At 63.9% G+C, this 26,252-nt stretch carries 25 protein-coding genes; 15 read left to right on the top strand and 10 right to left on the bottom strand.

What is annotated here, in order from left to right:
• The first annotated feature begins 57 nt into the window (after positions 1 to 57).
• The 7 genes from CAG18_RS06595 (at position 58) to CAG18_RS06565 (ending at position 6,853) form a co-directional block, all read left to right on the top strand.
• Positions 58 to 891 (top strand): alpha/beta fold hydrolase, encoded by an 834-nt coding sequence (locus CAG18_RS06595; RefSeq protein WP_085720638.1) that lies wholly within the window; start codon positions 58 to 60, stop codon positions 889 to 891.
• Entirely contained in the window at positions 888 to 2,369 is a 1,482-nt protein-coding gene (locus CAG18_RS06590) for an aldehyde dehydrogenase (protein WP_015270730.1), read from the top strand. Before CAG18_RS06595 ends, CAG18_RS06590 begins: the two co-directional genes overlap by 4 nt.
• Before the next feature lie 13 nt (positions 2,370 to 2,382).
• The gene (locus CAG18_RS06585; protein WP_015270731.1) at positions 2,383 to 2,868 is read left to right on the top strand and encodes a flavin reductase family protein; all 486 of its coding nucleotides are present in this window, start codon (positions 2,383 to 2,385) and stop codon (positions 2,866 to 2,868) included.
• 209 nt (positions 2,869 to 3,077) lie between these two features.
• Complete coding sequence (locus CAG18_RS06580) at positions 3,078 to 3,467, top strand: carboxymuconolactone decarboxylase family protein (RefSeq protein ID WP_008100863.1); 390 nt, start codon at positions 3,078 to 3,080, stop codon at positions 3,465 to 3,467.
• 90 nt (positions 3,468 to 3,557) lie between these two features.
• Positions 3,558 to 4,304, top strand: a complete 747-nt coding sequence (locus tag CAG18_RS06575; RefSeq protein WP_013973031.1) for a GntR family transcriptional regulator — start codon at positions 3,558 to 3,560, stop codon at positions 4,302 to 4,304.
• 21 nt (positions 4,305 to 4,325) lie between these two features.
• Complete coding sequence (locus CAG18_RS06570; RefSeq protein WP_013973032.1) at positions 4,326 to 4,889, top strand: NUDIX hydrolase; 564 nt, start codon at positions 4,326 to 4,328, stop codon at positions 4,887 to 4,889.
• 182 nt (positions 4,890 to 5,071) lie between these two features.
• Positions 5,072 to 6,853, top strand: a complete 1,782-nt coding sequence (locus tag CAG18_RS06565; RefSeq protein ID WP_085720637.1) for an ATP-binding protein — start codon at positions 5,072 to 5,074, stop codon at positions 6,851 to 6,853.
• A gap of 3 nt (positions 6,854 to 6,856) precedes the next feature.
• On the opposite strand, the gene CAG18_RS06560 is transcribed toward CAG18_RS06565, so the two are convergent.
• Positions 6,857 to 7,489 (bottom strand): LysE family translocator, encoded by a 633-nt coding sequence (locus CAG18_RS06560; RefSeq protein ID WP_023660833.1) that lies wholly within the window; start codon positions 7,487 to 7,489, stop codon positions 6,857 to 6,859.
• 130 nt (positions 7,490 to 7,619) lie between these two features.
• Positions 7,620 to 8,234, bottom strand: a complete 615-nt coding sequence (locus CAG18_RS06555; RefSeq protein WP_015270734.1) for a LysE family translocator — start codon at positions 8,232 to 8,234, stop codon at positions 7,620 to 7,622.
• A 111-nt stretch (positions 8,235 to 8,345) separates the two neighbouring features.
• Between CAG18_RS06555 and CAG18_RS06550 the strand changes: the two genes are divergently transcribed.
• Positions 8,346 to 8,798, top strand: a complete 453-nt coding sequence (locus CAG18_RS06550) for an Lrp/AsnC family transcriptional regulator (RefSeq protein WP_015270735.1) — start codon at positions 8,346 to 8,348, stop codon at positions 8,796 to 8,798.
• A gap of 414 nt (positions 8,799 to 9,212) precedes the next feature.
• On the top strand, positions 9,213 to 10,625 hold the full coding sequence (locus CAG18_RS06545; protein WP_085720636.1) for a cytosine permease: 1,413 nt from the start codon (positions 9,213 to 9,215) through the stop codon (positions 10,623 to 10,625).
• Positions 10,626 to 10,752: 127 nt separating this feature from the next.
• On the opposite strand, the gene CAG18_RS06540 is transcribed toward CAG18_RS06545, so the two are convergent.
• The 5 genes from CAG18_RS06540 to glnT all read right to left on the bottom strand — a co-directional run bounded on the left by CAG18_RS06540 (position 10,753) and on the right by glnT (position 16,562).
• Positions 10,753 to 12,057: an ammonium transporter gene (locus CAG18_RS06540; protein WP_085720635.1), complete on the bottom strand. Its 1,305-nt coding sequence runs from the start codon at positions 12,055 to 12,057 to the stop codon at positions 10,753 to 10,755.
• 156 nt (positions 12,058 to 12,213) lie between these two features.
• A complete protein-coding gene (locus CAG18_RS06535) occupies positions 12,214 to 13,539 on the bottom strand; it encodes an FMN-binding glutamate synthase family protein (RefSeq protein ID WP_013973039.1) in 1,326 nt (441 codons plus the stop codon).
• 15 nt (positions 13,540 to 13,554) lie between these two features.
• A complete protein-coding gene (locus CAG18_RS06530) occupies positions 13,555 to 14,229 on the bottom strand; it encodes a protein glxC (RefSeq protein ID WP_085720634.1) in 675 nt (224 codons plus the stop codon).
• A 27-nt stretch (positions 14,230 to 14,256) separates the two neighbouring features.
• Positions 14,257 to 15,162, bottom strand: coding sequence for a glutamine amidotransferase family protein (locus tag CAG18_RS06525; protein ID WP_015270737.1), 906 nt, complete (start codon positions 15,160 to 15,162; stop codon positions 14,257 to 14,259).
• Between the two features lie 65 nt (positions 15,163 to 15,227).
• Positions 15,228 to 16,562: a type III glutamate--ammonia ligase gene (glnT, locus tag CAG18_RS06520; protein ID WP_015270738.1), complete on the bottom strand. Its 1,335-nt coding sequence runs from the start codon at positions 16,560 to 16,562 to the stop codon at positions 15,228 to 15,230.
• A gap of 346 nt (positions 16,563 to 16,908) precedes the next feature.
• On the opposite strand from glnT, the gene CAG18_RS06515 reads away from it, so the two are divergent.
• A complete protein-coding gene (locus tag CAG18_RS06515; RefSeq protein WP_015270739.1) occupies positions 16,909 to 17,502 on the top strand; it encodes a cupin domain-containing protein in 594 nt (197 codons plus the stop codon).
• 63 nt (positions 17,503 to 17,565) lie between these two features.
• Here the strand turns inward: CAG18_RS06515 and CAG18_RS06510 are convergent, their stop codons facing one another.
• The gene (locus tag CAG18_RS06510) at positions 17,566 to 18,270 is read right to left on the bottom strand and encodes an NUDIX domain-containing protein (RefSeq protein WP_085720633.1); all 705 of its coding nucleotides are present in this window, start codon (positions 18,268 to 18,270) and stop codon (positions 17,566 to 17,568) included.
• Positions 18,271 to 18,407: 137 nt separating this feature from the next.
• On the opposite strand from CAG18_RS06510, the gene CAG18_RS06505 reads away from it, so the two are divergent.
• Both CAG18_RS06505 and pncB read left to right on the top strand, forming a co-directional pair.
• Positions 18,408 to 19,058 carry an isochorismatase family protein gene (locus CAG18_RS06505; protein WP_015270741.1) on the top strand — a complete coding sequence of 217 codons (651 nt, stop codon included), beginning with the start codon at positions 18,408 to 18,410 and terminating at the stop codon, positions 19,056 to 19,058.
• Complete coding sequence (gene pncB / locus CAG18_RS06500; protein WP_015270742.1) at positions 19,055 to 20,254, top strand: nicotinate phosphoribosyltransferase; 1,200 nt, start codon at positions 19,055 to 19,057, stop codon at positions 20,252 to 20,254. Before CAG18_RS06505 ends, pncB begins: the two co-directional genes overlap by 4 nt.
• Before the next feature lie 11 nt (positions 20,255 to 20,265).
• On the opposite strand, the gene CAG18_RS06495 is transcribed toward pncB, so the two are convergent.
• Entirely contained in the window at positions 20,266 to 21,153 is an 888-nt protein-coding gene (locus CAG18_RS06495; RefSeq protein ID WP_015270743.1) for a LysR family transcriptional regulator, read from the bottom strand.
• A 111-nt stretch (positions 21,154 to 21,264) separates the two neighbouring features.
• Between CAG18_RS06495 and CAG18_RS06490 the strand changes: the two genes are divergently transcribed.
• The gene (locus CAG18_RS06490) at positions 21,265 to 22,326 is read left to right on the top strand and encodes a YeiH family protein (RefSeq protein ID WP_085720632.1); all 1,062 of its coding nucleotides are present in this window, start codon (positions 21,265 to 21,267) and stop codon (positions 22,324 to 22,326) included.
• 212 nt (positions 22,327 to 22,538) lie between these two features.
• The gene (ppnN, locus tag CAG18_RS06485; protein ID WP_015270745.1) at positions 22,539 to 23,912 is read left to right on the top strand and encodes a nucleotide 5'-monophosphate nucleosidase PpnN; all 1,374 of its coding nucleotides are present in this window, start codon (positions 22,539 to 22,541) and stop codon (positions 23,910 to 23,912) included.
• Between the two features lie 398 nt (positions 23,913 to 24,310).
• On the opposite strand, the gene CAG18_RS06475 is transcribed toward ppnN, so the two are convergent.
• Positions 24,311 to 25,453: a GGDEF domain-containing protein gene (locus CAG18_RS06475; RefSeq protein ID WP_054572596.1), complete on the bottom strand. Its 1,143-nt coding sequence runs from the start codon at positions 25,451 to 25,453 to the stop codon at positions 24,311 to 24,313.
• Between the two features lie 335 nt (positions 25,454 to 25,788).
• On the opposite strand from CAG18_RS06475, the gene CAG18_RS06465 reads away from it, so the two are divergent.
• Positions 25,789 to 26,109, top strand: a complete 321-nt coding sequence (locus CAG18_RS06465) for a hypothetical protein (RefSeq protein WP_015270748.1) — start codon at positions 25,789 to 25,791, stop codon at positions 26,107 to 26,109.
• The last annotated feature ends 143 nt before the right edge of the window (positions 26,110 to 26,252 follow it).

Here is a 26,252-nt window from a genome sequence, read left to right as displayed (position 1 = left end):
ACGGGCCGGGGCGTGGCGTGCTTACCCGCCGCGCCCGACCTTCAAGGAGCGCCCTCCATGATTCAGCCTGTCGCTGAACGTACACCTGCCGGCACCAGCTACCTGTCCGTCGGCCAGGGCCAACCCGTGGTACTGATTCACGGCGTTGGCCTGAACAAGGAAATGTGGGGTGGTCAGATCGTGGGCCTGGCCAACGACTACCGCGTCATCACCTACGACATGCTCGGCCACGGCCAGAGCGCGCTGCCGGCCGCCGACATCGGCCTGGAAGGCTACGCCGACCAGCTCGCCGAACTGCTCGACCACCTGCAGATTCAACAAGCCACCGTGATCGGCTTCTCCATGGGCGGCCTGGTCGCCCGGGCGTTCGCCCTCGAATACCCACAGCGCCTGGCTGCACTGGTAGTGCTCAACAGCGTGTTCAACCGCACCCCCGAGCAGAGCGCCGGCGTTATCGCCCGCGCCGCCCAGGCTGCGCAGCTTGGCCCCGACGCCAACGTCGACGCCGCGCTCGACCGCTGGTTCAGCCGTGAATACAAGGCTGCCAACCCGGCGCAGGTCGCCGCCATTCGCCAGGTGCTGGCGAGCAACGACCCGCAGGGCTACCACACCACTTATTCGCTGTTCGCCACCCAGGACATGTACCGCGCCGCCGACCTGGCCAGCATCCAGGTGCCGACGCTGATCGCCACCGGCGAACTCGACTCGGGCTCCACCCCGGCCATGACCCGCCAGCTTGCTGCCAGCATTCCTGGCGCACACAGCGTGGTCCTCGCCGAGCAACGGCATATGATGCCGGTGGAAGTACCGCGTGAAGTCAACAAGATGCTGCTGGACTTCCTCGCCCAAGCCCGCACCCTCACCGAATCCGCCAAGGGGATTGTTGCATGACCCTCGTTCGTTTCCAGATGTGCATCGACGGCCAATGGCGCGATGCCCAGAGCGGCAAGACCTTCGACAGCCTCAACCCGGCTACCGCCCAGGCATGGGCGCAATTGCCCGACGCCGACGAGGCCGATGTCGAGCTGGCCGTGCAGGCCGCCCAGCGCGCCTTCGACAGCAAGGAGTGGCGCAGCATCACCGCCACCGCGCGCGGCAAGCTGCTGCGTCGCCTGGGTGACCTGATTGCCGAAAACAAGGAACACCTGGCCCAGCTGGAAAGCCGTGACAACGGCAAGCTGATCCGCGAAACCCGCGGCCAGGTCGGCTACCTGCCAGAGTTCTTTCACTACACCGCAGGCCTTGCCGACAAGCTTGAAGGCGGCACCCTGCCGCTGGACAAGCCCGACCTGTTCGCCTACACCGTGCACGAGCCGATCGGCGTGGTGGCCGGGATCATCCCGTGGAACAGCCCGCTGTACCTCACCGCCATCAAGCTGGCCCCGGCCCTGGCCGCCGGCAACACCATCGTGCTCAAGCCGTCCGAGCACGCCTCGGCGACCATCCTCGAGCTGGCCCGCCTGGCCCTCGAGGCCGGCTTCCCGGCTGGTGTGGTCAACGTGGTCACCGGCTACGGCCCCAGCACCGGCGCGGCGCTGACCCGCCACCCGCTGGTGCGCAAGATCGCCTTCACCGGCGGCGCCGCCACCGCCCGCCACGTGGTGCGCAGCAGCGCCGAGAACTTCGCCAAGCTGTCGCTGGAGCTGGGCGGCAAGTCGCCGAACATCATTTTCGCCGATGCCGACCTGGACAGCGCCATCAACGGCGCCGTGGCAGGCATTTATGCCGCCTCCGGGCAAAGCTGCGTGGCTGGCTCGCGTCTGCTGGTGCAGGACGAGATCTTCGACGAGTTCGTCGAACGCCTGATCGCCCGCGCCAAGCGCATCCGCATCGGCAACCCGCAGGACGACGCCAGCGAAATGGGCCCCATGGCCACCGCGCAACAGCTGGCCGTGGTCGAAGGCCTGGTGGCCGCGGCCAAGGCCGAAGGCGCCAAGCTGCACATGGGCGGCAAGCGCGCCGAAGTCGAGGGTGACGGCTGGTTCTACGAGCCAACCCTGTTCGAATGCGACAGCAACTCGATGACCATCATGCAGGAAGAGGTGTTCGGCCCGGTTGCCGCGGTAATCCGTTTCAAGACCGAGGAAGAGGCCCTGGCCATCGCCAACGACTCGCAGTTCGGCCTGGCCGCCGGCATCTGGACCCGCGACCTGGGCCGTGCCCACCGCCTGGCCCGCGACGTGCGTTCGGGGATCATCTGGGTCAACACCTACCGTGCCGTGTCGGCCATGGCGCCGATCGGCGGGTTCAAGAACAGCGGCTACGGCCGTGAGAGCGGCATCGATTCGGTGCTGGCCTATACCGAGCTGAAGACGGTGTGGATCAACCTGTCCACCGCGCCGATGCCCGACCCGTTTGTGATGCGCTAAGAGGTAGCACGAGATGATCGAACCAGGCATCTACAAAGACGTGATGGGCTCGTTCCCGTCCGGCGTCACCGTGGTCACCACCCTGGACGCCGACGGTGGCATCGTCGGCATCACCGCCAGCGCGTTCAGCGCGCTGTCGATCGACCCGGCGCTGGTGCTGTTCTGCCCCAACTACGCCTCCGACACCTACCCCATCCTGCGTGACAGCAAGCAGTTCGCGATTCACCTGCTGTCCGCCGACCAGACCGCCGAGGCCTATGCCTTCGCCGGCAAGGGCAAGGACAAGGCCAAAGGCATCGAATGGCACCTGAGCGAGCTGGGCAACCCGCTGCTGGCCAAGGCCACGGCGATCATCGAATGCGAGCTGTGGCGCGAGTACGACGGCGGTGACCACGCGATCATCGTCGGCGCGGTGAAGAACCTGGTGCTGCCGGCCGAGCCGGTGACCCCGATGGTCTACCACAAGGGCAAGCTGGGCGCCCTGCCGCCCCTGGGCTGACCTTGAGATCGCCGGGGGCTGCCGTGCAGCCCATCGCCGGCAAGCCAGCTCCCACAGGGATTCCACAGGCCTGTGGCCCTGCGCTGTATCTGTGGGAGCTGGCTTGCCGGCGATGGGCCGCACAGCGGCCCCTGTATCACCCTTTTTCAGGGGCCGCGTCATCGTCTCACCCTCGGTTGCGTCCCCTGTTTTATTCTGGAGTACTGCACATGAGCAATGAAAAGTACGAAAAAGGCCTGCAGATCCGCACCCAGGTACTGGGCGAGGACTACGTCAACCGCTCGATCCAGAACGCCGACGACTTCACCAAGCCGTTGCAGGAGCTGGTCACCGAATACTGCTGGGGCCACGTCTGGGGCCGCGAAGGCTTGTCGCTCAAAGAGCGCAGCATGATAAACTTGGCCATGATTTCCGCGCTCAACCGGCCCCACGAGCTCAAGCTGCACATTCGCGGCGCCTTGCGTAATGGCCTGAGCCGTGAACAGATTCGCGAGATCCTGCTCCAGGTCGGCATTTATTGCGGCGTGCCCGCGGCGGTGGACAGTTTCCGCCTGGCCCGCGAAGCGTTCGCTGAAGCCGATGCGGAGTCAACCCGTTAACACCGGGCTGTTCGAACCCACGCAAGGAGCACCCAAGGTTCGTGGTGCTGTTGCGGTTGCGGCCGGGCAGCCTCTTTAAGAGCGCACTTGATGAAACGCCAGCCACTCGACGACAGCTTCAAGGTCAATCGCAACCCCGTTACCCTGCGCGAAATCGTGCTCGACAAGCTGCGCGCCGCGATCATGAACTTCCACCTGCTGCCAGGCGATCGCCTGGTCGAGCGCGACCTCTGCGACCGCCTCGGCGTCAGCCGCACCTCGGTGCGTGAAGCCCTGCGCCACCTGGAATCCGAAGGCCTGGTGGAGTTCGCCGACGCCAAGGGCCCGCGCGTGGCCATCATCACCCTGGAAGACGCCCGCGATATCTACGAGCTGCGCTGCGTGCTCGAAGGCCTGATCGTGCAGCTGTTCACCCTGAACGCAAAGGCCAAGGACATCCGCGCCCTGGAACGCGCGCTGGAGGTCAACCGCGAAGCCCTCGAGGAAGGCGAACTGCAACAGGTGCTGGACTCGGTACAAGGTTTCTACGATGTGCTGCTGGAAGGCTCCGGCAACCAGGTGGCCGCCCAGCAGCTGCGCCAGTTGCAGGCGCGCATCAGCTACCTGCGCGCCACCTCGGTGTCGCAGGAGAACCGCCGCGGCGCCAGCAACCGCGAAATGGAAAAGATCGTCGAGGCGATCAAGAGCGGCGACCCGCTGGTTGCCCACCAGGCCTCGGTCGACCACGTCCGCGCCGCCGCCAAGGTGGCCCTGGACTACCTGCGCCAGAAGCAGGATGACAACGTCAAGGTGCGCGAGATGGTCGAGCCCCTGGCCTTGAAGGATCCCCGCATATAAGCAACCCACAGGCCACCGATCATGCCCAACGCCCCGCGCTACTGCCCGCACTGCACCACGGAACTGGCCCGGGGCGTTCCCACAGGCGACACCCACGAACGCCTGCACTGCACCGGCTGCGGCTACATCCACTACATCAACCCGAAGATCATCGCCGGCTGCATCATCGAGCGTGATGGCAAGTACCTGCTGTGCCAGCGCGCCATCCCGCCGCGCCCCGGCACCTGGACCTTGCCGGCCGGGTTCATGGAGGCCGGCGAAACCACCGAGCAGGCGGCCTTGCGCGAGGTCTGGGAAGAAAGCGGCGTACGCGCCGAAATCGTCTCGCCGTACTCGATCTTCAGCGTCCCGAAGATAAGCGAGGTCTATATCATCTTCCGCGCCATCGCCACCGAGGAAACCGGGCAGTACGGGGCGGAAACGCTGGCCTACAGGTTCTTCGAGCCCGACGAGATCCCGTGGGACGAAATCTACTATCCGGCAATCCGGCAGATTCTCGAGCGCTATATCCTCGAGCGGCAAGCCGGGGTTTATGGCATCTACATGGGCAATGACGACACTGGCAAGGTGCACTTCATTCGCTAGCTTGTACCGGCCCTATCGCCGGCAAGGCAGCTCCCACCTGGACCGCATCGACTTCGAGTCATGTGCAGTCCTGTGGGAGCTGGCTTGCCGGCGATAGGGCCGGTACAGCCACCAAAAATTCTCGCCAAACGTCTATTCTGGATGCACCCTTCAGGCCTTACGCAAAAGGACCAGCAGAGCACATGGCAAAATGGCTAGACGGCGGCGGTCTGATGGCCGAGCGCATCCGCAACCACGATTGGGCCGCCACCCCGCTGGGCCCGCTGGAGCACTGGCCCGACCCGCTGAAAACCAGCCTGGCGCTGTGCCTGGCCTCGCGCTTTCCGCAAGCCGTGCTCTGGGGCCCTGACCTGCTCACCCTGCACAACGACGCTTTCTCACAGATTCTCGGGCAGAAGCCCTCGGCATTGGGCATCCCCTTCCGCGCCGTGTGGCAGGAGGCCTGGGCCGACATCGGCCACATGGCCAACCGCGCCCTGGCCGGCGAGGCGGTGTACATCGAAGACTTCCCGCTCGTCATCGACCGCAACGGCGGCCCCGAACGGGCCTATTTCACCTTCTGCTACAGCCCCATCCGCGACCACGACGGCAAGGTCCTGGGCATGCTGGATACAGTCACCGAAACCACCGCCAGCGTGCTCGCCAACCAGCGCCTGAGGTTCCTCGACGACCTGGGCCGTGCCGTGGCCGACGCTACCGACCCGAACCAGATCCTTGCCACTACCACGCGCATGCTGGTCGAGCACCTGCAACTGTCGAGTTGTGCCTACGCGGTGATGGAGCCAGACGAAGACGGTTTCACCATCTGCGGTGACGCCGTGGCGCCCGGCTCGCCGCATCTGTTGGGCCGCTATCGATTGCAGGATTTTGGCAAGCTGGCGCTCGGCCGCCTGCGCAATGGCCTGCCGTTGGTCATCCAGGACAACCTGAGCGAGCTGTCCCCGGAGGAAGCTGCCACCTTCCAGGCCATCGGCATTACCGCGACCATTTGCATGCCCCTGATCAAAGGCGGCCGACTGACCGCGCTGATGGCCATCCACGACAAGGTGCCACGGGAGTGGACCCACTATGAACAGACGCTGATCAGTGAAGTCACCGAGCGCTGCTGGGCGCATATCCAGCGGGTACAGGCCCACGCCGAGGTCCGCGAAGCCATGACGGCACTGGAGGCGCTGAATGCCACCCTCGAACAGCGCGTGGATGAACGCACCAGCCAGTTGCTGCACACAGAAGCCGTGCTGCGCCAGACCCAAAAGCTCGAAGCCATTGGCCTACTTACCGGTGGCGTGGCTCATGACTTCAACAACCTGCTGACCATCATTCGCTCGTCACTGCATTTTCTGCAGCGCCCCAACCTCGATGCACAGCGTCGCGAACGCTATCTCAAGACCATGTCCGACACTGTCGACCGCGGCACCAGGCTGACCGGCCAGTTACTGGCCTTCGCCCGCCGCCAGGCCTTGAGCCCGCAAGTGTTCGAGGCCGGGCCACGGCTGGAGGCCATGGCCGACATGCTCGACACTGCCACCGGTGCGCGGATCCAGGTCGAGCTGCAGTTGCCACAGGCGCCTTGCCATATCCGCGCCGACCTCAATCAACTGGAAACCGCGGTAATCAACCTGATGCTCAACGGCCGCGACGCCATGGCCGGCGAAGGCACCTTGCAGCTGCGCCTGCAGGCTGACCAGTCACTGCCCGCCCTGCGCGGCCAGGCGCCACAGCCGGGCCCGTTCGCGGCGATTTCGGTGAGCGACAGCGGTGTCGGCATTGCCACCGAACTGCTGGAGCGTATCTTCGACCCGTTCTTCACTACCAAGGCACCGGGTGAAGGCACCGGGCTCGGGCTGTCGCAGGTGTTCGGTTTTGCCAGGCAGTCCGGGGGCGATGTGCAGGTGAAAAGTGTGCCGGGCCAGGGCACCACCTTTACCTTGTACCTGCCCCAGGAGCCGCCGCCTGAGGCCTAGCGGTCAACGCCGCCCTTCGGCCAGCATGCGCACGGCCAGGCCCGCCAGCACCGTACCCATCAGCCAGCGCTGAACCTGCTGCCATAGCGGGCGACCGGCGAGGAATACGGCGATCGACCCGGCCATGATCGCGATCAGTGCATTGACCGAAACGCTGATGGCGATCTGCGTCGACCCCAGCACCAGCGACTGCAGCAGCACGCTGCCATGCCCCGGCTCGATGAACTGCGGCATCAACGACAGGTACATGACGGCGATCTTGGGGTTCAGCAGGCTGGTGGCAAAGCCCATGGTGAACAGCCGCCGCGGGCTGTCGGCAGGCAGGTCGCGAACCTGGAACGGCGACCGGCCACCAGGGCGCAGCGCCTGCCAGGCCAGGTACAACAGGTACAGCGCGCCACCGATGCGCAGCGCGTCGTAGGCAAAAGGCACGGCCATCACCAGGGCGGTGATGCCCAGCGCGGCGCAGAACATGTAGATGACGAAGCCCAGGGCCACACCACCCAACGAAATCAGTCCGGCCTTGCGGCCCTGGCAGATCGAGCGGGAGATCAGGTAGATCATGTTCGGCCCTGGGGTCAGGACCATGCCGAGGCAGATCAGGGCGAAGGTGAGCAGTTGCGTGGTTTCGGGCATGGGGCACATCCTGGTTGTGCGTTGAAGTGCTGCGAGTTTATCCGAGGCCATGCATGTCGTCTTTACCCTTGGCTCTCGCCTGCCAGGTTAACGCGGCAACCTGTAGGAGCGGCCAACGCACGCCAGTGAGTCAGCTGATCTGGCCGGCTATCAAGCCCAGGGCCACCGTGATCATCGCCACCCCCGACACCCGCCCGACCAGCTTCGCCGCCCCCGGCCGGGTGCTCAACACGGCTTTGGCGCCATAACCGACCAGCGAGTAGATCACCAACGAGCTGCACAGGTGCACCAGGCCCAGCAGCAAGATCTGCAACGGCACCGGCCAGCTCGACTGCGGGTCGGTGAACTGCGGCAACAACGCCAGGAACAGCAAAAACACTTTCGGGTTCAGGCCACTGACGCAAAACCCTTTCAATGCCCAGCGAGACCCCGACTCCCCCGCACCATCCTGCCCGGCCGCCGGCAAGGCCGGGCTCAGCAGCAGGTTGCCACCCAGCCACAGCAGGTAGCTACACCCCGCCAGGGTCAGCAAGGTCAGCGCCAGCGGGTGGCCGGCCAGCAGGCTACCGACCCCTGCCGCCACCACCAGGGTCGCAAGGAAATGCCCCGACAACATCCCCGCCACCGCGGGCATAACCCAGCGCCCCCGCATGCCGGCCGAAATCGCGTAGGCCCAGTCCGCGCCCGGGGTAATCACGAACAGCATCGACACGGCCCAGAACGCCGTCAGAACACTGAGAGCCACTTGAATCTTCCTTTTTCCACTGCTTTGGGATGACGAAAGATTACGGATTCCGCCGAGGGATTTTCTTTCGTATATTCCTCACAACCTTCAATTACTGGAAGATCCTTCTCAATGGACAGGACCGATCGAAAAATTCTTGCCGAACTGCAAAAAGATGGTCGGCTATCGGTGACCGAACTGGCCGACCGTGTGGGGCTCAGCCTGTCGCCCTGTCATCGGCGCTTGAAGGCGCTGGAGGAGTCGGGGGCGATTCTTGGCTATCACGCCCGCTTGGCGCCGAGCGCCCTGGGGTTGAACTTTGCCGCGCTGGTATTCGTGACCTTGCGCGAAGTCACTCGCCAGCCGGTAGCGGACTTTGAAGCGGCGCTGGCCGAAATCCCGCAGATCGTCGAGGCGCAGCGGCTGTTTGGCGACCCGGATTACCTGCTGCATGTGGTGGCCAAGGATTTGCCGGCGTTCCAGAAGCTGTATGACGAGCAGCTGACCAGCATTCCCAATGTGAAACGGTTGAGTTCGACGCTGGTGATGAAAGAGGTGATTCAGGATCGGTTGTTGCCGATGTAGCGTTGTCGCCTGTGCCGGCCCTTTCGCGGGTGAACCCGCTCCCACAGGTACTGCGCATGACTTGAAATCAATGCGGTCGAGGTGGGAGCGGGTTTACCCGCGAAAAGGCCGGCACAGGCGACATTTTTATCTGCCCTGCAAACGCGCACGGCGCCCCAGAAAAGCACACCGCTTCTTACCTCCATATTGCCCAAACCCCTCTAGCCCAAGCCCTCCCGCACCCTGGCACCCTCCTTGCTACCGTCGCCCGCTTAACCTTTTGTCAGCCTTAGGTTTTTTAAGGTTTATGGGCACATATTTACTAATTTCTCGTTATCCCCGCGCCCCGCATCATCGCTCCAACAAGAACGCGTCGCCCTTCGCCGGCACGCCCCCGGGCAGCTCCCGATGCCCTACCTTGCCTTGGAGTCAGTCATGACCAGTGCAGCCAATTCGGCACCCCTCATAGAAAAACACACGATCGGCTACGTGCCCCCGCAAGACCGCCATGGAAAGGTAAGGGATCTGTTCACACTGTGGTTCGGCGGCAACATAGCGCCGCTGCCCATCGTCACAGGCGCGCTGGGCGTGCAACTGTTCCACCTGAACCTGGTATGGGGCATCGTCGCCATCCTGGTCGGCCACCTGGTCGGTGGCGTACTGATGGCGCTGCACTCGGCCCAGGGCCCGCAGATGGGCATCCCGCAGATGATCCAGAGCCGCGCCCAGTTCGGCTCGCTCGGCGCGCTGCTGGTGGTGGTGATCGCCGGGGTCATGTACATCGGCTTCTTCGCCTCCAACATTGTCCTCGCCGGCAAGTCGCTGCACGGCGTGGTCGATGCCGTGCCGGTACCGGTGGGCATCGTCATCGGTGCGCTGGGCTCGGGCATCATCGGCATCATCGGCTACCGCTTCATCCACGTGCTCAACCGCATCGGCACCTGGGTGCTGGGTATCGGCATCGTGGTCGGCTTCGGCTACATCTTCAGCCACGTGCAGAGCGACGACTTCCTCACCCGCGGCGGCTTCAACCTGGCCGGCTGGCTGGCCACCGTGTCGCTGGCTGCGCTGTGGCAGATCGCCTTTGCGCCCTACGTGTCGGACTACTCGCGCTACCTGCCGGCGGACGTGAAGGTCAGCTCGACGTTCTGGACTACCTACCTGGGCTCGGCCCTGGGTTCGAGCCTGTCGTTCATCTTCGGCGCCGTCGCGGTGCTGGCGATCCCGGTCGGCATGGACACCATGGATGCAGTCAAGCTGGCCACCGGTACCCTCGGCCCGATCATGCTGGTGCTGTTCCTGCTCAGCGTGATCAGCCACAACGCACTCAACCTGTATGGCGCAGTGCTGTCGATCATCACCCTGGTGCAAACCTTCGCCCACCGCTGGATCCCCACCGCCAAGAGCCGCGCCGTGCTGTCGCTGGTAGTACTGACGGCCTGCTGCGTGGTGGCGGTGTTCGCCTCGGCGGACTTCATCGGCCACTTCGTCGACATGGTGCTGGTTCTGCTGGTGGTGCTGGTGCCGTGGACAGCGATCAACCTGATCGACTTCTATGCCATCCACAAGGGTGACTACGATATCCAGTCGATCTTCCAGGTCGATGGCGGTATCTACGGGCGCTACAACCCGCAGGCGCTGATCGCCTATGCCGTGGGTATCGTGGTGCAGATCCCGTTCATGAACACACCGCTGTATGTCGGGCCGATTTCCGAGCATATCAACGGAGCGGACCTGTCGTGGCTGGTGGGGCTGGCGGTTACTTCGCCGCTTTACTGGTGGCTGGCCAGCCGTGATAGCGCCTACCGTCGCCGGCAGATGAGTGCCAAGGTGGCCATGGGGCACTGATTCGAACTGTCCTGGCCTCTTCGCGGGTGAAACCGCTCCTACAGGGATATCGCATGTCTCAGGATCTGTGCTTTCCCTGGTGGGAGCGGGTTTACCCGCGAATAGGCCGGTACAGGCAACACATCAATCAGAGGTTGTAGGCCCGCTCATTGTGCTCCGCCAGGTCCAGCCCCTGTTCTTCCTCTTCCCGGCTGGCCCGCAGCCCGATGGTCAGCTTGATCGCCCCCAGAATCGCCCAACTCACAACAAAGCAATACACGAAGGTGAACGCCACCCCCTTCAACTGCACCAATGCCTGCCCGACTGGTGATGCACCCTCCACATAGCCGCCCAACGCAGGCGCGGCAAAGACCCCGGTAAGGATCGCGCCGACCATTCCGCCCACGCCATGCAGGCCGAACACATCCAGGCTGTCGTCATAACCCAGCGCCTGTTTCAACCGGGTCACGGCAAAGAAGCAGATGGCCCCGGTCAACAACCCGATCACCAGCGCGCCCAACGGCCCGACGAATGCACAGGCCGGGGTAATCCCGACCAACCCTGCCAAAGCCCCTGAAGCCGCACCCAAGGCCGTCGGCCGACCATGCGCCACCTTCTCGGTCAGCAACCAGCCGACAATCCCCGCACAGGCCGCCACCATGGTCGCCAGCATCACCACCCCTGCCGCCTGGTTGGCAGCGAGCCCCGAGCCGACGTTGAAGCCGAACCAGCCCACCCACAGCAACCCGGCGCCCACCAAGGTGAAACCGAGGTTGTGCGGCGGCATGGCCACCTGCGGGTAGCCCTTGCGCTTGCCCAGCATCAACGCCGCAGCCAGCGCTGCCACGCCGGAGTTGATATGCACGGCGGTACCGCCGGCAAAGTCCAGCACACCCCAGTTGACCATCAACGCCCCCGGCCCGCCCCAGACCATATGCGCGATCGGCGCGTACACCAGCACGAACCAGGCGGCCATGAACAGCAACGAAGCACTGAACTTCATGCGCTCGGCAAAACCACCGGCAATCAGCGCCGGGGTAATGATGGCGAAGGTCAGCTGGAACACTGCGAACACGCCTTCGGGGATGGTGCCGACCAGGCTGTCATGGCCGATGTCCAGCATCAGCGCCTTGCCCAGCCCGCCAATGAAGCTGTTGAGGGTCAGCTGGCCCTCGACCATGCCGGCGGTGTCCACTACCAGGCTGTAGCCGAACAGCACCCAGAGAATGCCGATCACCCCGGCAACGGCGAACAGCTGGGTGAATACCGAGAGGAAGTTCTTGGCCCGCACCATGCCACCGTAGAACAGTGCCAGGCCCGGGATGCACATCATCAGCACGAACATCGCGGCGCAGATCATCCAGGCGGTGTTGCCGGTGTCCAGGGTGGGGTCGGCGGCGTGGGCCTGGGTGGTCAGGGCTAACAACATTACAGCGAGGGTGAGGTGCTTCATGGAGTCACTCCTGTGTGAATGGTGGGGCTGCCTTGCAGCACATTCGCGACACAAGACCGCTCCTACAGGGGGCCGCGCAGGCTCAGAGACGCGGTCCCCTGTAGGAGCGGCCTTGTGCCGCGAATGGGCCGCAAAGCGGCCCCAATTACCGATAACTCAGTACTGCGCCTGCCCCGGCACCCAGGCAGTCCCCGCCAACGGCACCCGTGCCATCGCCGCAGCCTCCACGGTCAACGCCACCAGGTCCTCCGGGTCGAGATTGTGCAAGTGCGACTTGCCACACGCCCGCGCCATGGTCTGCGCCTCCAGCACAAGCACCCGCAGGTAGTTGGCCAGCCGGCGCCCGGCCTCCTCCGGGTTCAGGCGCCTGGCCAGCTCCGGGTCCTGGGTGGTAATGCCGGCCGGGTCGCGGCCGTTCTGCCAGTCGTCATAGAAACCGGCCGCAGAACCGATCTTCTTCAGTTCGGCATCCAGCCGCGGGTGGTTGTCACCCAGCGCGATCAACGCCGCAGTACCAATGGCCACCGCATCAGCCCCGAGGGCCATGGCCTTGGCCACGTCGGCGCCATTGCGAATACCCCCGGAAACGATCAGCTGCACCTTGCGGTGCATGCCCATTTCCTGCAGCGCCTGCACTGCCTGGGGGATGGCCGGCAGGATCGGGATGCCGACGTGCTCGATGAACACTTCCTGAGTCGCGGCGGTACCGCCCTGCATGCCGTCGAGCACGATCACATCGGCACCGGCCTTCACCGCCAGCTTCACGTCGTAGTACGGGCGGCTGGCGCCGATCTTCACGTAGATGGGTTTTTCCCAGTCGGTGATCTCGCGGATCTCGGCAATCTTGATCGCCAGGTCATCCGGCCCGGTCCAGTCCGGGTGGCGACAGGCGCTACGCTGGTCGACGCCGATCGGCAAGGTGCGCATGCCCGCCACCCGCTCGGTCACCTTCATGCCGAGCAGCATGCCGCCACCGCCCGGCTTGGCACCCTGGCCGAGGACGATCTCGATGGCATCGGCCTTGCGCAGGTCGTCGGGGTTCATGCCGTAGCGCGACGGCAGGTACTGGTACACCAGGTGCTGCGACTGGCCGCGTTCCTCCGGGGTCATGCCGCCGTCGCCAGTGGTGGTGCTGGTGCCGGCGATGGTCGCACCACGGCCCAAGGCCTCTTTGGCGTTGGCCGACAGCGCGCCAAAGCTCATGCCGGCGATGGTCACCGGAATTTTCAGGTGGATCGGCTTCTTGGCGAAGCGGGTGCCCAGCAGCACATCGGTGCCGCACTTCTCGCGGTAGCCTTCCAGCGGGTAGCGCGACACGCTGGCACCGAGCAGCAGCAGGTCGTCGAAGTGCGGCACGCGGCGCTTGGTGCCGCCGCCGCGGATGTCGTAGATGCCGGTTTCGGCGGCACGCTGGATTTCCTGGATGGTCAGGCGGTCGAAGGTGGCCGACTCACGCAGTACCGGGGGGAATTGCTCGCTCATGGGAATGCTCCTGGATCAGTACGCGCTGGCGTTGTCGACTTTGAAGTTGTACAGCTGGCGAGCCGAGCCGTAGCGTTTGAAATCGGCAGCCTTGTGGTCCAGGCCCGCCTTGTTCAGCAGTTCCTGCAGCTCTTGCAGGTGCTCGGCGCGCATCTCTTTCTCGATGCAGTCCGAACCCAGTGACTGCACCGAACCCTTTACGTAGATGCGCACCTCGTACAGCGAATCGCCCAGCGCATCGCCGGCATCGCCACACACCACCAAACGCCCGGCCTGGCCCATGAAGCAGCTCATGTGGCCGATGCTGCCGCCGACGACGATATCCACGCCCTTCATGGAAATACCGCAGCGCGCGCCGGCATCACCCTCGATCACCAGCAGCCCGCCATGGGCTGTGGCGCCGGCGGCCTGGGAGGCGCTGCCCTTGACCCGCACCGTGCCGGACATCATGTTCTCGGCCACACCGACACCGACGTTGCCATGCACGGTGACGCTGGCCTGCTGGTTCATGCCGGCGCAGTAGTAGCCGGCGTGGCCTTCGATATCCACGACCACGGCGGCGTTGATGCCCACGGCCAGGTTGTGCTTGCCGTCGGGGTGGGTCACCCGCCATTCGTGGTCCTGCACCTCACCGTGCAGGGACTGGTTGAGGACACGCACCGAGGTGCTGGAAAGGTCGATCGTATTCATGTGGTTCTCCAGTGGTTCGGTGGCAGGTCAGGCGCTTTCGCGTTCCCAGACGTACAGGGTGGCCGGCGCCGGTTCCCAGACCTTGGCGTTCTCGATGCCCGGCAGGCTGGCCAGTGCCTGGTACTCCGAGGCCATGGCCACGTAGTCGTCGGTCTCGGCCAGCACGGCGGGCTTGCAGGCGATCGGGTCGCGGATCACGGCAAAGCCATTGCGGGTGCCGATGGCAAAGGTGAAGAAGCCGTCCAGGTCTTCCAGCGCGCCATCCAGGGCCTGGGCCAGGCTGTCGCCCTGCTGCAGGCGCCAGGTCAGGTAGCCGGCGGCCACTTCGGTGTCGTTGTCGGTCTCGAAGCTGATGCCTTCGCGCTTGAGCTCCTGGCGCAGGCGGAAGTGGTTGGACAGCGAGCCGTTGTGCACCAGGCACAGGTCGGCGCCGGTGGAGAACGGGTGGCTGCCCTCCATGGTCACGGCGCTTTCGGTGGCCATGCGGGTATGGCCGATGATGTGGCTGCCTTTCATGCCGGCCAGGCCGAAGCGGCTGGAGATTTCCGCCGGCAGGCCCATGCCCTTGAGGATCTCGATGCTCTGCCCGGCGCTCATGATGCGCACGTCAGGGGCCAGTTCGCTCAGGGCCTGGCGGGCCGACGCCTCGCGGGTGTGCACCTTGAGCACGGCAGCGCTGGCGTTCTGGAACCAGTCCAGCGAGCAGCCCAGGCGCCCTTCCAGCTGGCCCATCAGGGCCGCCCAGGGGTAGTTGACGTCAGTGGCCTGCAGGGTCAGCTTGACCCAGCCATCGGCCACTTCGTCGCCGTAGATGGCAAAGCCGGCGCTGTCCGGGCCACGGTCGGTCATGGCTTCGAGCATGGGTTCGAAGAGCTTGCCGAGCTGGGCTTCCAGCTCGGTTTTTTTCAGGTACAGACCTACGATTCCACACATGATGATGCTCCTTACTAGGCAGTGGGCGACCGCTTCGTGCTGGCTGCCCAAGGGATTGGGGGCGCTCAGAAGAATTCGGTGTAACGCTGGATTTCCCAGTCGGAGACGTGGCGGCAGTACTCCACCCACTCCATGCGCTTGAGCTTGATGAACTCATCGACGATCTCGGCGCCCAGCACTTCGCGGAACAGCGGGTCGGCCTCCAGGGCGTCGGCGGCTTCCTTCAACGACTGCGGCAAGGTCTTGATGCCGCGTGCGGCAATCTCTTCCAGGCTCAGGTTGTAGAGGTTCTCATTGCACATCTCGCCCGGCTCCAGTTGGCGGTCGATGCCATCGAGGCCGGCGGCAATGATCGCGGCGGTGACCAGGTACGGGTTGCAGCCAGCGTCCGGCAGGCGGAACTCCAGGCGACCATAGGGGATGCGCACCATCGCCGAGCGGTTGTTGGCGCCGTAGGCGACAAACGCCGGGGCCCAGGTGGCGCCGGAAAGCGAGCGGCCGACCACCAGGCGCTTGTACGAGTTGACCGTGGGCGCGGCGAAGGCGCACAGCGCCGGGCCATGGGCCAGCAGGCCTGCAGCAAAGTGGTAGGCCAGCTTCGACAGGCCCATGCCGCTGCTGTCGGACGGGTCATGGAACAGGTTCTTGTTGGTACTGCTGGCCAGCGACAGGTGGAAGTGCATGCCATTGCCAGCGCGCTTGGGGTCGGGCTTGGGCATGAACGAGCAGATCATGCCCAGGTCGTTGGCGATCTCGCCGGCGGCCATGCGGAAGAAGGTGAAGCGGTCAGCCGACTCCATGGCGTCGCTGTAGGTGTAGTTGATCTCGAACTGGCCGTTGGCGTCCTCGTGGTCGATCTGGTAGATGTCGAAGCCCACCGGCTGCAAGGCCTCGGTCAGGCGCTCGAGGAACAGCCGCGAACGCGACAGGCCCTTGTAGTCGTAGCACGGCTTGTCGAGGTTGTCGGAGGCGTCCACCAGTTGCAGCTTGCCATCCTCGTCGCGGCGGAACAGGCTGAACTCGGGCTCAAGGCCGGTGTTCAGGGTCCAGCCTTTGTCGGCCAGGCGCTGCACCTGCTGCTGCAACACGTAGCGGCTGTCGTAGGGCCAGGGTTGACCGTTCACGTGGCCTACGCACACCACCCGGCCGTAGCCGGGCTGCCACGGTACCGGGATCAAGGTAGAAAGGTCGCCGCGGGCCATGAAGTCGGGGCCGTGCGGCTCCATGCCCATACCGCAGATGGCGAACCCGGCAAAGCCGGCGCCCTCCTCGGCCACCATCTTCAGGCCCGAGACCGGCACCGATTTGGTCTTCGCCGAGCCATGGATATCGACGAACTGTGCCAGCACGTACTTGATGCCGTGCTGATCGAGGGTGCGCTGGGTTTCTGCTGGCAACATGGGTTGAACACTCCTGGGCAAGGGGCAATGATTCCGCATGAGAAACTTACTTTCCTCACAGGAATGCAATGGGCTTGCCAACTTTGTTCAGAGTGCAACCTTGTGTTGCCTGTTCGGGCCTCTTCGCGGGCACGCCCGCTCCCACAGAGTTCGCCGCAGAGCCCTGTGGGAGCGGGCGTGCCCGCGAAGAGGCCGGTACGGGCAGCACAAAACCCAAGCAGATTTTCATGCTCCATTTATGGGAAACTTGTTTTCACCCGAGGAAAGATGCAGCCACCGTAGCTGCATTTCGCACTTTCCCAGTGCGAAAACTTTATTCTTGAACTGAAACCGTGCAGGACATTCGATGCCAACCGAAACCGAACCGCGCCTTCGCCTGGAGCAGTACCTGGGCCTGCAGATCAAGCGCCAGCGCCAGGCCCAGTCCCTCAAGCTCGCCGACGTGGCGCGCATCGCCGGCATCAGCCAAGGCATGCTCAGCAAGATCGAGAACGCCCAGGTGTCCACCAGCCTCGACACCCTCAGCCGCCTGTGCGACGTGCTGGGCATGCCGATGGCCAAGCTGTTCAGCCAATATGACCAGCCCGACGGCAATGCCTTGTTGGTGAAAGCCGGTGAAGGGCTGGAGGTGGTGCGCCGCGGTACCGAGAAAGGCCACACCTACCATTTGCTCAATCACGCCAGGGGGCCGAAGAAGAATTTCGAGGCGTACATGGTGACCATGGACGACGCCAGCGAAGAGTTCCCGACCTTCGCCCACCCCGGCACCGAGTTCCTCCACTTGCTGGAGGGTGAACTGGTGTACCGGCACGGCAACCAGCTCTATCACATGCAGGCCGGTGACAGCCTGACCTTCGACGGCGAGACCCCGCACGGCCCCGAGCAGTTGGTGCAAGTACCCATCCGCCTGTTGTCGATCATGAACTACAGCGACGAGTGACGCGGCGCGCCAGGCACCCGCGGAGAACAGGATGCCAACCGCTGCGCACACTGATGCAGGCGACTAAGCGCCCTCAGGCAGCAGACTGCGATCGAACATGAACGCCCGCTCCCCCTGCGGCGTGTACTGATACAACTGCTGCGGCCGGCCCAGCCTGGGCTGGTTCTTCTCCCCGGTGTCCCTCACCCACCCCAGCTCGCGCAAGCGCTCCAGGCGTTTGCGCAGCGAGGTGTTGTTCACCGCCTGTCCCAGGCACGCCTGCACCGCGCCTAGCGCATCCAGCACAGTGAACTTCTCCGCCAGCAGGTACAGCGGCAGGCTGCTGTACACCGTCTTCGCCGCCAGCCGCTCACGGGCACGCTCCACCAACAGATTGTGATCAAAGGGCAACAGCACCTTGCGCGCCAATACGCTGTCCAAGTCGAAAAACGCCAGTTGCTCGCCCTCGACGGCCTGCCGGGGTTCGAGCAAAGCCAGGTAATAGGTGCTGAGTGACCATCCACGCGGGTCGCGAAAGGCATTGCCCTCGGTACCTACCTGTTCCATGTAGCACGGTACAACCTGGGTTTTCTCGCGCAGTGCACGCTCGGCAGCAGCTTCCAGGCTGGTGTCGGGGGTGCGGCCATTGACGATCACCCCGGGCAAGGCCCACTGGCCGGCATGCGGTTCACGCTCACGACGGTGCAACAGCACCTGCAGATGCTGAGCTTCGGGGGCCATGCGCAGGGCGACGATATCGACGCTGGCCAGGACTTCGACTGTACTCACGGGGCGACTCCTTGTTCAGCTCACCATAATCCACCAGAGCATCTAAGTAAGGCAAGCAGAAAGCCCGTTTCAAAAGTTGCTTGACACACTTAATACACCAAGTGAATTATGTATCCATTCCAGCGAGGAGAACCGCCATGAAGATCGCCAGTTTCGATGTCGACGCCCAGAACGGCTTCACCAGCAACGTGCCGCAAGAGCTGCCGGTTCCCGAAGGCCATGAAATCGCGGTAGATCTTAATACCATGGCCTTGCGCGCCGACCTGCGCCTGGGCAGCAAGGACGCCCACCCGGCCAACGCCGCCTGGGTAGTCGCCGACCCCGCGCACATGCTGCAGCCCCTGCAGCTGGCCAACGCCGACCTGACCTGGGTCAGCCACTGCGTGCCCGGCACACCCGGCTTCGAGTTGCTGCCCGGCCTGCCGGCCCCCATCGACTATGACTATTTCGTATGGAAAGGCGTCGAGCCCGACCTGCACCCCTACGGCGCCTGCTACCACGACCTGGCCGAACGCCGCTCCACCGGGGTGATCGAGTACCTCAAGGTGCAGCAGGTGGGCGCGGTGATCGTCGGTGGCCTGGCCCTGGACTATTGCGTCAGGACCACTGCGCGCCAATTGCGCCAGGCCGGTTTCCAGGTACTGTTGTACCTGCCGGCCTGCCGCGCCCTCACCCAGGCAGGCGCCATCGAAGCATGTGGCGCCTTGGCCGCCGAGGGCGTGATCCTCTGCGGCGACGAAGCCGCGCTCGACCACCAGCTCTCTCTGATCAAGGAAGACCGCCCATGAGCGACAGCGTTTTCGGCCCACGCATCATCCAGAACCTGCTGGACACCGACTTCTACAAGATCACCATGATGCAGGCGGTGCTGCACAACTACCCCAACGCCGAGGTGGAATGGGAATTCCGCTGCCGTAACGGCGAGAACCTCGCACCTTACCTGGCGGAAATCCGTTACCAGGTAGAGCAACTGGCCGATGTCAGCGTCACGCATGACCAGCTCGCCTACCTGGAGAAGATCCCGTTCATCAAACCGGATTTCATCCGTTTTCTCAGCCTGTTCCGCTTCAACCTGCGCTATGTGCAGGTGGGTCTGGATGATGCCGGGCAACTGGCGATTCGCGTGCGCGGGCCGTGGTTGCACGTGATTCTCTACGAGATCCCGCTGCTGGCGATCATCAGCGAGGTGCGCAACCGCTACCGTTATCGCGAGGTGGTGATCGAGCAGGTCCGCGAGCGCCTGTATCAGAACCTCGACTGGCTGAAGGCCGAGGCCAGCGCCGAAGAACTGGCCGGTTTCCAACTGGCCGACTTCGGCACCCGGCGGCGCTTCTCCTACCGGGTGCAAGAAGAGGTGGTGCACATTCTGAAGCGTGACTTCCCGGGCCGCTTTGTCGGTACCAGCAACGTGCACCTGGCCCGCGAATACCAGCTCAAGCCGATCGGCACCATGGCCCACGAGTGGTTCATGGCTCACCAGCAACTCGGCCCGCGCCTGGTCGACAGCCAGGCTGCCGCGCTGGAATGCTGGGTGCGGGAGTACCGGGGGCTGCTGGGCGTCGCCCTGACCGACTGCATTACCATGGACGCGTTCCTGCGCGACTTCGACCTGTACTTCGCCAAGCTGTTCGATGGCCTGCGGCACGATTCAGGCGATCCGCTGGCCTGGGCGGAAAAGGCCATTGCCCACTATGAGCGGCTGGGGATCGACCCGAAGAGCAAGACCCTGATCTTTTCCGACGGGCTGGACCTTGCCAAGGCGCTGGGGTTGTACCGGGCGCTGCATGAGCGGATCAATGTGAGCTTTGGCATTGGTACCAGGCTGACCTGCGATATCCCGGGCGTGGAGCCGATGAATATCGTGATCAAGATGACGGCCTGCAATGGGGCACCAGTGGCCAAGATTTCCGACAGCCCAGGCAAGACACAGTGCCGGGATGAGAACTTCGTGGCCTATCTGAAGCATGTCTTTCGGGTGGATTGAGGCCGGCACAATCACCCCACCTCTTGCAGACCAACACACAACTCCAGAAACCGCGCCGCAGCCCGCGACGGGGTGGCTGCATGCGGCACCAGAATGGAAAACCGCCGCACCAACGCCTGCGGCACAACCTGCAACCGCTGCAACGCCCCGTCCTCATGTCGGATCGACATCGCCGACACAAAGCCAATCCCCATCCCGGCTCGCACTGCCTCCTTCACCCCTTCCACGCCAGCAATTTCCAGCGCCACGCGCATCGCCACGCCGCTGCGGGCAAATGCCCGCTCGACGATCTGTCGCACACCCGAGCCGCTCTCGCGCAGCACCAACGGGTAAGCCCCCAGCGACGCCAGTGTCTGCCGATCACTGCCGGCCAGCGGATGACCACGTGGCACGATGGCCACGATCTCGTCTTCCCGCCACGCCGTCACCGCCGTGCCCAATGGCAGCTCCTGCCCAGGCGGCCCTTCGATCAGGGCGATATCGACGCTGTCCAGCGCAGCGACGATTTCTGCCGTATTGCCATTGGAAGTGCTCACCAACACCTCCGGGTAGCGGGCATGGAAATCGGCAATCAGGTAAGGCAGCAGGTAGCTGGCCGGCGTGGTACTGGCGCCGATGCGCAAGGTACCGCGCTCCAGCCCGCGCATGGCCTCGCGTAGTGCCTGGGCCTGACGGAAGGTTTCGCGCAGGCGCTCGGCATGGGCCAGCAATTGCTCGCCGGCTGCTGTCAGCCGCACACCACGGCCGGCGCGCTGATACAGCGGCTCGCCAAATGCCTCCTGCAGCAGTTTGAGCTGGCCAGACACCGCCGGCTGCGACAAATGCAGGGCTTGGGCCGCATGGCTGATGTTGCCGTGCTCGGCGACGGTGGCGAAAGTTATCAGTTGTTCTGGGGTCATGAATGAAAAATATCAGCTAAACGGATATTTGCCATCCCAAATTACGATTTTTTATAAGCTTATAACCAGATTAACGTAAGCCATGTCGAAACACCTTTCCGGAGGACTCACATGGCCACGGCTCCGTCCAACCCCGCCTTTGCACCTACCCTCTCTACCCGAGGGCGGCTCAATGGCATTCTGTTCGTCGCGCTGTTCGCGCTTGCGGTCACCCAGTTGGCCGCTCTGCCCGTCATCGCCAACCTGGGTATCAGCCCGCTGATCGTCGGTATCGTCGCCGGTGCGCTTTACGGCAATGCACTGCGTGACGGCGTTCCCGCCAGCTGGGCGGCGGGTATCAACTTTTCCGCCCGCGGCCTGCTGCGCATTGCCGTGGCCTTCTTCGGCCTGCGGGTAAGCCTGCAGGAAATTGCCGAAGTCGGCTGGTCCGGGCTCATCGTGTCGTTGCTGGTGGTGTCCAGCACCCTGCTGATTGGCCTGTGGTGTGGCATGAAGCTGTTCAAGCTGGACCGCGATACCGCCTTGCTGACCGCCGCAGGCAGCGCCATCTGCGGCGCCGCTGCGGTTCTGGCCTTCGAGTCGGCCCTGCGCAGCGCACCGCATAAAAGCGCCATGGCGGTTGGTAGCGTGGTGCTGTTCGGCACCCTGTCGATGTTCCTCTACCCATTGGCGATCAATGCCGGCTGGCTGCACCTGGATACCATGGGCGCCGGGCTGTTCCTGGGTGGCACCATTCACGAGGTGGCCCAGGTGGTCGGTGCCGCCAGCAACGTCAGCCCCGAGGCCACGCATATCGCCACCATCGTCAAGATGACCCGTGTGATGCTGCTGGTACCGGTGCTGCTGGTGGTGGGCCTCTGGATCAGCCGCGCGCGCCAGCCGGGCCAGGCACAGGGCAACGGGCGCATCGCCATGCCCTGGTTCGCCTTCGGCTTCCTCGCGCTGGTGCTGGTGAACTCGCTGCAGGTGTTGCCGGGCAGCGTGACCCAGGCGGTCAACAGCCTGGATACCTTCGCCCTGACCATGGCCATGACCGCGCTGGGGATGGAGACGCGCCTCAGCCAGATTCGCCAGGCCGGGCCGCGGGCGCTGGCCACCGGGGCGATTCTCAACCTCTGGCTGGTGTTTGGTGGAGTGGCTATTACCCTGGGTGTGCAGAAGCTGTTGGGATGACTTGAGACCGAGTCGCCTGCTTCGCGGGTAAACCCGCTCCCACAGGTATTGCGCTGCTTTCAGAACCTGCGCCGTACCTGTGGGAGCGGGTTTACCCGCGAAGCAGGCAGCTCGGTCTGATGAGGTTTTTGTTGCCCCCCCTCGTTGCCGCCCACATTTCTCGGTATGGTGTTGTCAAAGAAGGATGTTTTACCCGCACAGGAAAGACTTAGATGCCTCAACGCCATGTCATCAATGCATCCGTCAGCCCCAAAGGCAGCCTGGAGACGCTGTCACAACGTGAAGTGCAGCAACTGAGTGAAGTCGGTACCGGTAGCCTTTACACCCTGTTCCGCCAGTGCGCCCTGGCCATCCTCAACACCGGCGCCCATGTCGACAATGCCAAGACTATCCTCGAGGCCTATCAGGACTTCGAGGTGCGCATTCATCAACAGGACCGCGGCGTGCGCCTGGAGCTGCTGAATGCCCCGGCAGACGCTTTCGTCGATGGCGAAATGATAGCCAGCACCCGTGAAATGCTGTTCAGCGCCCTGCGCGACATCGTCTACACCGAAAGCGAGCTGGCCAGCCAGCGCATCGACCTGGAAAGCTCCCAGGGCATCACTGATTACGTGTTCCACCTGCTGCGCAACGCTCGCACCCTGCGGCCGGGCGTGGAGCCGAAGATGGTGGTGTGCTGGGGTGGCCATTCGATCAGCAGCGAGGAATACCAGTACACCAAGAAGGTCGGCCACGAGCTGGGCCTGCGCAAGCTGGACGTGTGCACTGGCTGCGGCCCGGGTGTGATGAAGGGCCCGATGAAGGGCGCCACCATTGCCCACGCCAAGCAACGCATGCACGGCAGCCGCTACCTGGGCCTGACCGAGCCCGGCATCATCGCCGCCGAAGCACCCAACCCGATCGTCAACGAACTGGTGATCCTGCCGGACATCGAGAAGCGCCTGGAAGCCTTCGTCCGTGTCGGCCACGGCATCATCATCTTCCCGGGCGGTGCCGGCACGGCCGAGGAGTTCCTCTACCTGCTGGGCATCCTCATGCACCCGGACAACCAGGAGCTGCCGTTCCCGGTGGTACTCACCGGGCCGCGCAGCGCGGAGCCGTACCTGCAACAGCTGCACGCATTCGTCGGCGCCACCCTGGGTGAGGCGGCGCATCGCTTGTACGAGATCATCATCGATGACCCGGCGGAAGTTGCCCGATACATGGTCGAAGGGCTCAAGGCGGTGAAGCAGTTCCGCCGCGAGCGCAACGATGCCTTCCATTTCAACTGGCTGCTGAAGATCGAGGAGAGCTTCCAGCGCCCGTTCGACCCGACCCACCAGGCCATGGCCGACCTCGACCTGCGCCGCGAGCTGCCAGCCCACGAACTGGCCGCCAACCTGCGCCGGGCGTTTTCCGGAATTGTCGCCGGCAACGTGAAGGACAAGGGCATCCGCCTGATCGAGGAACACGGGCCGTATCAGATCCGTGGCGACAGCGCCGTGCTGGACCCACTGGGCCGGCTGTTGCAGGCGTTCGTCGACCAGCACCGGATGAAGCTGCCGGGCGGCGCGGCGTATGTACCGTGCTATCAGGTGGTGACCTGATTCGCCATTCTTGCTGAGGCCCCATGGACGGGGCCTGCAGCTATTTGGCTTTTTGGCTTTTTGGATATGGCATTCGCATCGAGTAGACATTCATTCGCGATGGTGGCGCCAAGTCACCTTTCCGCCCTTACGGCGGGTCCCTTTTTGTCGTGGCAAAAAGGAACCAAAAACCGTCGGCTCCCATCATCCGGCCCCTACGCTTCGCTCCGGGGTTCCCTCGCTACGGGCCTGCTCCCGGAAGTACGCGCTGCAGGCCCCATCCATGGGGCCTCAGCGCTTGACGGGCATCCATGCCCGTCACCTCCCTCCGCAGTCCCTTCGCTCGGCCTCCTGAAGTCGCAATCGGCGGCGCCTGAACTATCGCGCGCTTAGAAGCAAAAGCAAAAGCAAAATTGCTACTAACTGAGGTCGGCCATCGGTCGTTCGACGAAGCGGATGCTGTCGCGCCCACCGCGCTTGGACTGGTACAAGGCGACATCCCCTTGCTCGATCAAGGCTGCCAGGCTCGTCGGCGGTTGGTCGAACAGGTTGGCGCCGATGCTCAAGGTGACCGGCTGCGGCGTAGGCACCGTCTTGCTTGCATACTGCTGAAACTGCTCGCGCAGCAGTCCACCCAGCTCCATGACCCGCTCGCTGCTCGTACCACACAGCAGAATGACGAACTCATCACCGCCCAGCCGCGCCGCCAGCGAGCGCTCGGGCAGCACCGTGCGAATCATCTCGCTCAGGGCAATCAGCAAGCGGTCCCCTGCAACATGCCCGTGCAGGTCGTTGACCAGCTTGAAGTTGTCGATGTCGATCAGTAGCAAGGCCCCGGGCTGCGTTGAATCCACTGCCTTGAAGAAAGGCCCCGCCCGCACCTCCAGTGCGCGCCGGTTGTACAGCGCCGTCAATGGATCCCGGGCCGCCAGACGGGCAATCCGCTCCTCTCGGCGGTAGCGCACGGTGCCGGTCATCGACAAGGCAATCAGCATGATCGCCATCGCACCTTCGACCAACGAAACCTGAATGATCAACCCACCGAAGGTGGCCAGGTCAATCAGCGTACCCGGTGTGATCGCAATGATCGCCTTGGCCACATAGAACAACCCATGAACCAGCAAAACGTAGCGCAACTGCACGGCACCAACACTCAGCGACTTGCCATGCGGCCGCAAAAGCCAACTGGCCTTGAGCGTCAACAGCGCCACCAGCAACGAGTTGACCATCAGCATCACCTTCGACCACTGCGGCCCCACAGGCAACAGCAGCAAGGCGAACCACACCAGCACCACCGATAACCAGATACGCGACAGCCGCACCTGGGTGAAGCGCAACACGCCCATCAGGAAGAACCAGTGCGCCACCACCAGCAAGCCGTTGGCGAACCAGATGCCGATCAGCAACAAACCGATACCGCGCAGCAAGGCCAGGGTGGAACCGATCGTGATGGTGGCAAAGCCTGCGCTCCAGAACAGCAGCGACGGCTCGCGAACGCTGCGCCACTCGATCGCCAGGTACAACGCAGCCGCGGCAGCCAGGGCGATCGAGATAGTCAGCATCGTGGGTGGATCAAGCGCCATAAACGGATTGGCCTATCTGGTTAACGAGGAAAAGGCCCGATTGTATGCGCTCGTGATGACTTTTCAGAGGAGCCTTACACCACCAGCCTGCAAATGATAGCCCAGCCCTGGCCAATACCCATGCGGGTGAAATGTCATATTGACATCAGCGTGTCATTTGCACCACAAAAACCGCTGTCGTTATGACAACGCACCAGCGCAACACGCCCATCTGCAGGGGCTGCCCAGCTGGCACGAAAGCTGAACCATTCTCTTTCGCCACTACCTGCCTTGCGGAAATAACCATCATGAGAAATATCCTCCTCCCTCTGGCAATGTCCCTGTCCATCGCCCTGCCCGCCTGCGCCGACGAGGTGCTCTCGGAAAGCCCCGACAACACGGTGGGCTATGGCGCCGGGGGCGTCACCGGCCTGATGGTCGGCGCCGCGCTCGGTGGCCCGTTCGGCGCCATCGTCGGTGCAGCCCTGGGTGCATTTGGCGGCGCCGCCGTGCAACAAGGCAGCGGGCACAGCGATGCAGCGTACGTGGTACGCCATGACGACGGCAGTACCCAGCGCTATCGCTCGCCCAATGCCCGCTTCAAGCCCGGTGATCAGGTGCAGGTGAGTGGAATTCGCCTGGCCCCGGCGCAGTAAGCCGTTGCCCGGACAAAAAGCTCACCAGTTGCCGCCCATGTGAGCTCAGGCGCTCCCAGTCGCGGAAACACAAACGTAGCTCCAGGGTGGCCCAGCTTTCCGCCAGGGCCACCCGACGCGCCGGCAGCTCCTGCTCGGCGCGC

This window comes from Pseudomonas sp. B22(2017) (assembly GCF_002113105.1).
GTDB classification, from domain to species: Bacteria; Pseudomonadota; Gammaproteobacteria; order Pseudomonadales; family Pseudomonadaceae; genus Aquipseudomonas; species Aquipseudomonas asiatica.
Note: the sequence above shows the minus strand (reverse complement) of the source record. Positions and strands in the feature narration are given on the sequence as shown.